At 72.8% G+C, this 9770-nt stretch carries 9 protein-coding genes and 1 pseudogene; 5 read left to right on the forward strand and 5 right to left on the reverse strand.

Annotated elements, in window-relative coordinates; translation table 11 throughout:
* Window positions 1-112 precede the first annotated feature (112 nt).
* The 4 genes from DOO78_RS10125 (at window position 113) to DOO78_RS10140 (ending at window position 4800) form a co-directional block, all read left to right on the forward strand.
* Window positions 113-1150, forward strand: a complete 1038-nt coding sequence (locus tag DOO78_RS10125) for a M29 family metallopeptidase (RefSeq protein ID WP_111469627.1) — start codon at window positions 113-115, stop codon at window positions 1148-1150.
* The gene (locus DOO78_RS10130; protein WP_111469628.1) at window positions 1147-1911 is read left to right on the forward strand and encodes an alpha/beta fold hydrolase; all 765 of its coding nucleotides are present in this window, start codon (window positions 1147-1149) and stop codon (window positions 1909-1911) included. The genes DOO78_RS10125 and DOO78_RS10130 overlap by 4 nt, the downstream gene beginning before the upstream one ends.
* On the forward strand, window positions 1908-3185 hold the full coding sequence (locus DOO78_RS10135; RefSeq protein ID WP_111469629.1) for an acyl-CoA dehydrogenase family protein: 1278 nt from the start codon (window positions 1908-1910) through the stop codon (window positions 3183-3185). The genes DOO78_RS10130 and DOO78_RS10135 overlap by 4 nt, the downstream gene beginning before the upstream one ends.
* Window positions 3186-3342: 157 nt before the next feature.
* Window positions 3343-4800: a class I adenylate-forming enzyme family protein gene (locus DOO78_RS10140; RefSeq protein ID WP_111469630.1), complete on the forward strand. Its 1458-nt coding sequence runs from the start codon at window positions 3343-3345 to the stop codon at window positions 4798-4800.
* Window positions 4801-5285: 485 nt separating this feature from the next.
* Here the strand turns inward: DOO78_RS10140 and acs are convergent, their stop codons facing one another.
* The 5 genes from acs to DOO78_RS10170 form a co-directional block, all read right to left on the reverse strand.
* Complete coding sequence (gene acs / locus DOO78_RS10150) at window positions 5286-7217, reverse strand: acetate--CoA ligase (protein WP_111469632.1); 1932 nt, start codon at window positions 7215-7217, stop codon at window positions 5286-5288.
* A gap of 210 nt (window positions 7218-7427) precedes the next feature.
* Complete coding sequence (locus tag DOO78_RS26935) at window positions 7428-7820, reverse strand: hypothetical protein (protein ID WP_123060015.1); 393 nt, start codon at window positions 7818-7820, stop codon at window positions 7428-7430.
* Between the two features lie 124 nt (window positions 7821-7944).
* A complete protein-coding gene (locus tag DOO78_RS10160; protein WP_111469634.1) occupies window positions 7945-8301 on the reverse strand; it encodes a Rieske (2Fe-2S) protein in 357 nt (118 codons plus the stop codon).
* Window positions 8298-8792: a GFA family protein gene (locus DOO78_RS10165; protein ID WP_111469635.1), complete on the reverse strand. Its 495-nt coding sequence runs from the start codon at window positions 8790-8792 to the stop codon at window positions 8298-8300. Before DOO78_RS10165 ends, DOO78_RS10160 begins: the two co-directional genes overlap by 4 nt.
* A gap of 75 nt (window positions 8793-8867) precedes the next feature.
* A complete protein-coding gene (locus tag DOO78_RS10170; protein ID WP_111469636.1) occupies window positions 8868-9284 on the reverse strand; it encodes an EVE domain-containing protein in 417 nt (138 codons plus the stop codon).
* A gap of 293 nt (window positions 9285-9577) precedes the next feature.
* Here DOO78_RS10170 and DOO78_RS27865 point away from each other — a divergent pair.
* Window positions 9578-9770 (forward strand): annotated as a pseudogene (locus tag DOO78_RS27865) (hypothetical protein); the annotation flags it as partial.

Here is a 9770-nt window from a genome sequence, read left to right on the forward strand (position 1 = left end):
GATATGATACGCTGTCTCAATCAAAGATGCCTGCAAAATAGTACGATCAGGCGACGAATGCATTTTCATGCTAACCCGTCCTGCCATCCCTGCATGGAGTGAGGGGGAACCGATGCTGAGCGACCGCCTGGAAGCACCCTGGATCGAGGCCTTCGAAACCGTGCTGCGCCAGTGCCGCGCCGAGGCGGGAATGCCCGTCTGTCTCCTTTCCGAGAGCCAGTCTCGCGGCCTGAACGTCGCCCTGGCCGAGCTGGCGGCGTTGCGACTCGGCTGCCGGCCCTTCCAGGTCGTGATGCCGAGCCCGCCCCAGACGGCGCCGGTGCCCGTCCGCTCGACCGGCGCCTCGCGGGCGCTGCAAGGGCATCCCGCGGCGCTGGCAGCATTGCGATCCTCTCCCCTCATCCTGGACCTCACGCTGGAGGGCCTGCTGCACGCCCCGGAGCTCGGGGACATCCTCCGGGCCGGCAGCCGGGTCCTCATGGTCTCGAACGAGCATCCCGAGGCCCTGGCCCGGCTGGTGCCCCGCCCGGAGGACGAAGCCCCGGTCAAGACTGCGGTGAAGCACGCCCGCAGATCGAAACGCATGACGGTCGTCTCCGCAGCAGGCACGGATCTCACGATTTCGATGGAAGGGGCGGTGACGGCCGGGGTCTGGGGCTGGACCGACCGCCCCGGCACGGTCGCGCACTGGCCCGGCGGCGTGGTGGTGTCCTTCCCACGGGCCGGCAGCGTCGAGGGCGTGCTCGTCCTCGATGCCGGCGACGCCAACCTCACCTTCAAGCGCTACCTGGAGCGCCCGGTGCGCCTCACCCTGCGGGAGGATCACATCGTTTCGATCGAAGGCGAGGGCACGGATGCCGAGCTCATGCGCCGCTATCTCGCCGCCTGGGACGACCGCGCCGCCTATGCCGTCTCGCATGTCGGCTGGGGCCTCAACCCCCGCGCGCGCTACGAGGCGCTGGCCATGTATGACCGGCGCGATACCAACGGCACCGAGTTGCGGGCCTTCGCCGGCAATTTCCTGTTCTCCACCGGCGCCAACGAATTCGCCGGACGCTACACCGAGGGGCATTTCGACATCCCGGTGCGCAACTGCACCATCGCGCTCGACGGCGAGCCGGTGGTGATCGAGGGAAGGCTGGTCGCATGAGCCCCGACACCCACACCCCCGCCGCCATGCCCCCCATGATCCTGCTGCACGGCATCGGCGGCGCGAGCTGGAGCGCCCTGCGCCAGGCCCTCGCGCCCGACCCCGTGCTGGACTGGCCCCTGCCCGGCTATGCCGGCAGCGAGCCCCTGCCCGAGACCAGCTTCGCCGCCCTCTCCGCCGCCCTGCTGGCGCGGCTGGACCGCGAGGGCATCGCCCGCACCGACCTCCTCGGCCATTCCATCGGCGGCATGCTGGCGCTCGACTTCGCGCTCCGCTTCCCCGGGCGCGTCCGCGGCCTGGTCCTCTATGCCACCACGCCGGCCTTCGGGGGCAAGGACCCGGCCTTCGCCGAGACCTTCCTCGCCGAGCGGCTGGCCCCGCTCGATGCCGGGCAGGACATGGCGCAGCTCGCCGAGGAGAGCATCCGGCCCATGCTCCGCCCCGGCACGCCGGAGGCCGCGGTGCGGGAGGCGGTGGCGGCCCTGGCGGCGACGCCGGAAGCGGCCTATCGCGCGACGGTCCGCTGCCTCACCACCTTCAACCGCCGCGACGAGCTGCCGCGCCTCGCCATGCCGGTGCTGCTGATCGCCGGCGAGGCCGACCCGCTGGCGCCGCCGAAGACCATGGCCCGGATGCAGGCGGCGATCCCGGATGCGCGGCTGGCGGTGCTGCCCGGCTGCGGGCATTTCGCGCATCTCGAGGATCCCGCGGGGTTCGTCGCCGCGCTGCGCGACTTCCGCCAGGGCCTGGCGCCGGCATGAGCGGGGCGGCGGGGCGCGACGCGCCGATCTTCGACCCCGCAGCCTTCCGCCTGACGGCGGAGGAGGCGGCGCTGGCGGCCAGGGTGCGGGAATTCGGCCAGGCGGTGCTGGCGCCGCGCGCCGCGCGCTGGGACCGGGAGGCGAGCTTCCCGACCGAGAATTACCGCGACATGCATGCGAACGGGCTGCTCGGCATCGGCATCCCGGTGGCGGAAGGCGGGCTCGGCGCCGGCTTCCGCGCCTATTGCCTCGCCGCCGCCGAGATGGGCCGCTATTGCGGCGCCACGGCGCTGACCTGGAACATGCATGTCTGCAGCACGCTCTGGACCGGCGCGCTGACCGAGGACCTGGAGATGGCGCCGGCGCTGCGGGCCGAGCACCGCCGCCGCCGCGCCCGCCACTATGCGCGCATCCTGCGGGACGGCGCGGTCTATGCGCAGCCCTTCTCCGAGGGCGGCGCGGCGGCGGCGGGGGGCGTCGCCTTCGGCACCACGGCGCGGCGGGTGCCGGGCGGCTTCCTGGTCAGCGGCCGCAAGATCTTCGCCAGCCTCGCCGGCCATGCCGATTACTACGGCATCCTCTGCACCGAGACGCACGAGGGCGAGGCGCGCCTGTCGCGCCGCGACACGCTCTACCTCGCCGTGCCGCGCGATGCGCCCGGCGTCAGCGTGCAGGGGGAGTGGGACCCGCTCGGCATGCGCGGCACCGTCTCGCGCAACCTGCTCTTCCAGGATGTCTTCGTCGAGGAGGAGGCGGCGCTGATGCCGCCCGGCCTCTACTTCCAGGCGGCGAGCCGCTGGCCGCACATGTTCATGACCCTCTCGCCCACCTATATGGGCCTCGCCCAGGCGGCCTACGACTTCACCGTGGCCTATCTCCGCGGCGAGTGGCCCAATATGGGAGGAGGGGGCATGCCGCCGGTGAAGCGGCGCATGTACCCGACCAAGCAGGTCGCCGTGGCCGAGATGCGGGTGATGCTGGAGCAGACCAAGGCGCTCTGGTTCCAGGCGGTGGGCGAGGCGCGGGCCGATCCGGGCAAGGAGAGCATGCTCCGCGCCTGGGCGGCGCAGCATACGGTGATGGAGAATGCCGCGGCGCTGGCGGCCAAGGCGGTGCGCACCTGCGGCGGCCAGGCGATGCTGAAGTCGCTGCCCCTCGAACGCCTCTACCGCGATGCCCGCTGCGGCTCGCTCATGCTGCCCTGGACCGCCGAGCTCTGCATCGACCGCATCGGCCGCGAGGCGCTCTACGAGAAGGGCGAGACGGATGATTGAGGCCGAGCGCAGACCGGTTTCACCGTCCTGCCCGTCAGACGCCGGGCGCACCCCCCCGGTTTGCCCGGCTGCGCGCCACGGGGCGCGGCGCCCGCTCGGGCGCTCGGCCCCGCGGGCCGCGGGTCGGGCCGTCCCGCGCCGGGTCTGAGCAGCGCCGATGCGGCTCAGCCTCGAATCCCAGGCCCGGCGGACGCCGGAGGCGATGGCGCTGCGGACGCCGACGGAAGCCCTCACCTATGCCGCGCTGCAGGCGCGGATCGAGGCCATGGCGGCGATGCTGGCTGCCGAAGGGGTCGGCGCCGGCGACCGCGTCGCCTTCCTCGGCCAGAACCATCCGGCGCAGCTCGTCCTGCTCTTCGCCTGCGCCCGGCTCGGCGCCCTGCAGGTGCCGCTGAACTGGCGCCTGGCGACGCCCGAGCTGCGCTTCATCCTGGAGGATAGCGGCGCGCGGCGGCTGCTGGCGACGCGGGAGATGCAGGCGGCGGCCGCCGCCGCCCTGCCCGCGGACTGCCGCCTGCTGGAGGCCGAGGCGCTGCCGCCCCCGGCCGCGCCGCCGCCGGCGGCGGGCGGCGCCGAGGACCCGGTGCTGCTGGTCTATACCTCCGGCACCACCGGCCGGCCGAAGGGCGCGATCCTCGACCAGCGCGCCCTGGTCTTCAACGCGCTGAACGCGCAGCGCTGCTTCGCCCTCACCGCCGCCGACCGGGTGCTGACGGTGCTGCCGCTGTTCCATGTCGGCGGCCTCAACATCCAGACCACGCCGGCGCTGCTCGCCGGCGCCGAGGTGCTGCTGCCGCCGCGCTTCATGCCGGAGGGGTTCTTCGCCGAGGTCGCGGCGGCGCGGCCGAGCCTGACCCTGCTGGTGCCCTCGGTGATGCAGGCGCTGGTCGCGCATCCCGGCTGGGCGGCGGCCGACCTCGCCTCGCTCCGCGCCATCGGGGCCGGCTCCTCGGATGTGCCGCTGCCGCTGATCGAGGCCTTCCATGCCCGCGGCATCCCGGTGCAGCAGGTCTATGGCGCCACCGAGACCAGCCCCATCGCCATCTGCCAGAGCCGCGCCGCCGCCCTCGCCGCGCCGGGCAGCATCGGCCTGCCGGCGCGGCACACCGATGCGCGGGTGGTGGATGCGGCGGGGCGCGAGGTGCCGACGGGCCTGCCGGGCGAGATCCAGCTCCGCGGCCCCAACCTCGCCCGCGGCTACTGGCGGGCGCCGGAGGCGACGGCGGCGGCCTTCCGCGACGGCTGGTTCGCCTCGGGCGATGTCGGCCGCCGCGATGCCGAGGGCCGCTTCTGGTTCACCGACCGGCTGAAGCAGGTGATCATCTCGGGCGGCGAGAACATCTATCCGGCCGAGGTGGAGCGGGTGCTGCGCGGCGCCCCGGGGGTGCGGGAGGGCGCGGTCTGCGGCCGCCCGGACCCGCGCTGGGGCGAGGTGCCGGTGGCGGTGGTGGTGCCCGGCCCGGAATTCGACGCCGCTGCGGTGCTGCGGCATTTCGAGGGCCAGCTCGCCCGCTTCAAGCATCCGCGGGCGGTGGTGACGGTGCCAGCGCTGCCGCGGACGGCGCTCGGCAAGGTGCAGGTCGAGGCGCTGCGGGCGCTGGTCCGCGCGGGGTGAGCGACCGTGCGGCCTGGCTACGGGGCGCGGATCCCGCTCCCGGTGCGGCGGCGCCGCTCTTTCGAACCGGTCTCCCTCGAGGCGGGAGGGGTCGGTCCTACTCGCAACCGCCGCCACCCCCACCGCCGTCGCATCCCCCCCCCCCCGCCGCCATCGCCGCCGCCAAGGATGAAGCCGTCCTGGGTGGCCCGGCGACGGGCGGCGCGGACCCGGGTTCCATCCGCCAGGACGACCTCCTCGCGGCCATCCACGCCGACGACGAGGGCGATGCAGACCGCCACGACCAGCAAGAGGACGATGACGCCAGCCAGGGCAACCATCGGAGCGTACTCCATGCGCTCACGCACAATGGGCGAAGGCGCGACGGAGTTCCTGCCGCTGCGGCGCGGATCGCGAAGGGGCGGGGCGGAAGGGTCGGGGCGGGCCTAGCGGCCCGCCCTTCCCCCCGCGCCCGTCCGGCAGGCCCCGGAGCGAGGCCGGGGCCGCTACCCCACCCGGTTCTGCACCAGCTCCTCCACCACCGAGGGATCGGCGAGGGTGGAGGTGTCGCCGAGGCTCTCCGTCTCGTTCGCCGCGATCTTGCGCAGGATACGGCGCATGATCTTGCCCGAGCGGGTCTTGGGCAGGCCCGGCGCCCACTGGATGGCGTCGGGCGAGGCGATCGGGCCGATCTCCTTGCGCACCCAGGCGACCAGCTCCTTGCGCAGCGCCTCGGAGGGCTCCTCGCCGGTCTTCAGCGTCACGTAGCAGTAGATGCCCTGGCCCTTCAGGTCGTGCGGCATGCCGACCACCGCGGCCTCGGCGACCTTAGCATGGGCCACCAGCGCGCTCTCGATCTCGGCCGTGCCCATGCGGTGGCCGGAGACGTTGATGACGTCGTCCACGCGGCCGGTGATCCAGTAATAGCCATCGGCATCCCGCCGGGCGCCGTCGCCCGTGAAGTACATGCCCTTGAAGGTCGAGAAATAGGTCTGCCCGAAGCGCGCATGGTCGCCGTAGATGGTGCGCATCTGGCCGGGCCAGCTATCGAGCAGCACCAGGTTGCCCTCGGTCGCGCCCTCGAGCACCTGGCCCTCGCCATCGACGATCGCCGGGAAGACGCCCGGCAACGGCAGCGTCGCCGAGCCCGGCTTCTGGTCCACCGCGCCGGGCAGGGGCGAGATCAGGATGCCGCCGGTCTCGGTCTGCCACCAGGTATCGACGATCGGGCAGCGCTCCTCGCCGACGACGCGGTAGTACCAGAGCCAGGCCTCGGGATTGATCGGCTCGCCGACGGAGCCGAGGACGCGCAGGCTCTTGCGGCTGGCCTTCCTCACCGGCGCCTCGCCGTCGCGCATCAGGGCGCGGATCGCCGTCGGCGCGGTGTAGAAAATGTTGACCTGGTGCTTGTCCACCACCTCCCAGAAGCGGGAGACGCTCGGGTAATTCGGCACGCCCTCGAACATCAGCGTGGTCGCGCCGTTCGCCAGCGGGCCGTAGACGATGTAGGTGTGGCCGGTCACCCAGCCGACATCGGCGGTGCACCAGTAGATCTCGCCCGGGTGGTAGTCGAAGACCAGCTCATGCGTGTAGCTGGCCCAGACCATGTAGCCGCCCGTGGTGTGCAGCACGCCCTTCGGCTTCCCGGTCGAGCCCGAGGTGTAGAGGATGAAGAGCGGGTCCTCGGCACCCATCGGCTCCGGCTCGCACGCGGCCGGCTCCTGCGCGGTGATCGCCTCGTACCAGTGGTCGCGGCCCTCCTGCATCGGCACGGCGCCGCCGGTGTTCTTCACCACGATGACGTTGCGGATCGAGGGGCAGCCCCGCAGCGCCTCGTCGGCATTGGTCTTGAGCGGCACGCTGCGGCCGCCACGGCGCCCCTCGTCGGCGGTGATCAGCAGCGCGCATTCGCTGTCCTGGATGCGGCTGGCCAGGCTGTCGGGGGAGAAGCCGCCGAAGACGATGGAATGGATCGCGCCGATGCGGGCGCAGGCGAGCATCGCCACCGCCGCCTCGACGATCATCGGCAGGTAGATGCAGACGCGGTCGCCCTTCGTCACGCCGAGCCTGCGCATGGCATTGGCCAGGCGGCAGACGCGGGCATGCAGGTCCCGGTAGGTGACCTTCGCGTCGCTCTTCGGGTCGTCGCCCTCCCAGATGATGGCCACCTGGTCGCCCCGGCTCGCCAGGTGCCGGTCGAGGCAGGAGACCGAGGCGTTCAGCACGCCGTCCTCGAACCAGCGGATGGTGACGTCGCCGGTGAAATCGACGTTCTTGATCCGGCTGGGCGGCTTGATCCAGGCGACGCGCTCCGCCTCCTTCCGCCAGAAGCCCTCCGGATCCTTTGCCGCCGCTTCCGTCATGGCGCGGTAGCGGTCCTTGTTGACGAGCGCCTTGGCGGCGATCTCCGGCTTCACGGGGATCAGATCGTCAGGCATGCACGGCCTCCCTAGAGTCGATAGACTCGACTGCCAGGGAGATAGGGCACCGGGCCTTGCGCGGCGTCAATGCAACGCAATTCCGGCTTGTAAACCGGCTGTAAGCCGCTGTTGCGGGCACGGAGGGCGGGCTTGCGCCCACCCTCCCCGGCATGGTCCCGGCCGCCCCCCCGGGAAGCGGCGGCGTGCCGCCCGCGGCCGGGGGCCGGATCAGCGGGCGCCGGCCGGCGCGGCCTCGTGCTGCGCAGCGGCGCCCGGCTTCGCCGGCTTCGCGGCGGCATCCGGGGTGGCCGCGCGGGTCGCGCCATGCTGCTCGGCCGGGCGCGGCGCGACGCTGGCGCCGCTGGTGCTGGCCGGGCCGGTGGGCCGGGCGGGCGTGGCCGGACCTGCCGCCTGCGGCGCGGCGGGGCTGGCCGACGGCTTGGTCCCCTGCGTCATCCCCGGGGGCGTCCCTTGCACCGTCCCCTGGGTCGTCCCGTGGGCCGCCCCTTGCGTCGTCCCTTGGGCCACCCCCTGGGTCGCCCCCTGGGCGAAGGCCGGGGCGGCGGCGAGGAGCAGGGCGGTGGCGAGCAGGCTGCGGCGGATGCTGGCGTCGTGCGGCATGGTTGCCTCCTGATGCGGCGCCCGGTGCGAGGATCCGCCCCGGGCACAGGACGCAGCCTCGCCCCGCCGCTTGTCCGCCGCAGGGCCGCATCGGGGCGCCGCCGGGGCAAGGTGTAACGCCCCGCTACAGCCCGGCCGCCGCCGGCACCAGCACCTGCCCCGCGACGATCCGCACCGGCACCGCTTCCAGCGCCTCGCCGATGCAGGGGCCGGAGAGGCAGAGCCCGTCCTCGATGCGGAAGCGCGCGCCATGCACGGCGCAGAGGATCACCTGCTTCCGCGGGTCGAGGAAGCGGTCGGGCAGCGGCTCGAGCGGCAGGCCGACATGCGGGCAGGCATTCACATAGACCCGCACATGCCCGTCCTTGCGCACCGCGAAGAGGCCGACGAAGCCGCCCGGCGGGGCGGGAAAACCCTTGGCGCCGCCCTCGGGGATGTCCTCGACCCGGCAGAGCAGGCGCTCCTCCTCCGGCGGTGTCATGCCTCCCCGCCGAGGCCGTGCCGGGCATGCCACTCGGCGATGCTCTCCTCCGGGTAGCGCTCGTGCCGCCGATCCTTCGGGCCGGCCTCGACCGTCACCCAGGGCGCCTTGAAGGCCAGCATGATATGCGTCGAATCCGGCGGCTCGGGCAGCGGCGTGTCGATCGCCGAGGCGAAGGGATGCACCAGCTCCGGCCAGCGGGCATCGTAGAGCCAGAGGGCGCTGCCGCAGCGGCTGCAGAAATGCCGCTCGGCCGGGCTGCGATGCGCCCGTGCCTCCCCCGGCTCCTTCAGCCGCGCATGGTAGATGGTGATGTGCTGCCGGCCGGTCACGCGCAGGCTGGCCTGGTCGGCGCCGAGGTTGATGGCATAGCCGCCCCCGCCCTGGGTCTTGCGGCAGATGGAGCAATAGCAGCGCTGGTAGGGATAGGGGTGCGGGCTTTCCACCCGGAACCGCACCGCGCCGCACTGGCAGGACCCTTCGAGTTGCATCGCAGCGCTCCCCCTCCACGGCGGGTCGCGTTCAGGATTGCCCGCGATCCGCTGCGGCCCATTGTTTGGTCTGCTCTAATCGCGCGTCCAGCCGCCCAGCGTGCACAGCCTGGCCCAGTGCGCATCGCTCACCGGCATCACGGAGAGGCGCGACTGCCGCACCAGGGCGAGATCGGCGAAATCCGGATCCGCCTTGATGGCGGCCAGCGTGACCGGCTGCGGCAACGGCCCGACCGCCCGCATGTCGACGCAGACCCAGCGCCCGGTCTCGTCCGTCGGGTCGGGATAGGCCTCGCGCGCCACCTCGACGACGCCGACGATCGCCTTGCCGATGTTGGAATGGTAGAAGAAGGCCCGGTCGCCCTGCCGCATCGCCTTCAGGTTGTTGGCCGCCAGCGCGTTGCGCACCCCGGTCCAGGGCTCGGTGCCGTTCCGCACCTGCTGGTCCCAGGAGAAGGCATCCGGTTCGCTCTTCACCAGCCAATGCGCCATCGGGTCCCCCGCGGAGATGATGGCCCAGGGTAACCCTGGCGGCGGAACCATGGCGACGGGCGCTTCAAACCGGGCCCGTCCGGCGCTACAGCACCGCGGCCAGGCGGGATTGCGGGGCGCGGCAGCAGCGTGATGGCGAAACAGGGCCATGCCTCCGGGCGTTTCCACCGTGCGGCGATCCGCGCCGGGGCATGGGCCAGGCGCATGGCTCCATGGCCCCCGCGCCTGGCCCGCCGGGCCGCGGGCCGCCTCGCCCGCGCCGGCGATACCGCCTGATCGGGATCTGCTCTAGGGTGAACACCGTGGAAACCGCCGACACATCTTCGCTGGGCCGGGCCCTGGGGCCGACGGGCACTCCCGGTGCCTTGTCGTCGGGTCGGGGTTTGCACCGTTTTGCCAATCCTGGTCGGTTTTTGCGGTTGTCTGGTCGGGTGCAGCCCTGGCTGACGGGGGCGGCGCTGCTGGTGCTGGCGGTGGCGTTGCCCT

Origin of the sequence: Roseicella frigidaeris (genome assembly GCF_003258945.1) — a bacterium.
Lineage (GTDB): Bacteria > Pseudomonadota > Alphaproteobacteria > Acetobacterales > Acetobacteraceae > Paracraurococcus > Paracraurococcus frigidaeris.

Excerpts from the sequence above, each read along its gene's own strand:
- DOO78_RS10125 (WP_111469627.1), top strand. The coding sequence starts at position 113 with ATGCTGAGCGACCGCCTGGAAGCACCCTGGATCGAGGCCTTCGAAACC.
- DOO78_RS10130 (WP_111469628.1), top strand. The coding sequence starts at position 1,147 with ATGAGCCCCGACACCCACACCCCCGCCGCCATGCCCCCCATGATCCTG.
- DOO78_RS10135 (WP_111469629.1), top strand. The coding sequence starts at position 1,908 with ATGAGCGGGGCGGCGGGGCGCGACGCGCCGATCTTCGACCCCGCAGCC.
- DOO78_RS10140 (WP_111469630.1), top strand. The coding sequence starts at position 3,343 with ATGCGGCTCAGCCTCGAATCCCAGGCCCGGCGGACGCCGGAGGCGATG.
- acs (WP_111469632.1), bottom strand. The coding sequence starts at position 7,217 with ATGCCTGACGATCTGATCCCCGTGAAGCCGGAGATCGCCGCCAAGGCG.
- DOO78_RS26935 (WP_123060015.1), bottom strand. The coding sequence starts at position 7,820 with ATGCCGCACGACGCCAGCATCCGCCGCAGCCTGCTCGCCACCGCCCTG.
- DOO78_RS10160 (WP_111469634.1), bottom strand. The coding sequence starts at position 8,301 with ATGACACCGCCGGAGGAGGAGCGCCTGCTCTGCCGGGTCGAGGACATC.
- DOO78_RS10165 (WP_111469635.1), bottom strand. The coding sequence starts at position 8,792 with ATGCAACTCGAAGGGTCCTGCCAGTGCGGCGCGGTGCGGTTCCGGGTG.
- DOO78_RS10170 (WP_111469636.1), bottom strand. The coding sequence starts at position 9,284 with ATGGCGCATTGGCTGGTGAAGAGCGAACCGGATGCCTTCTCCTGGGAC.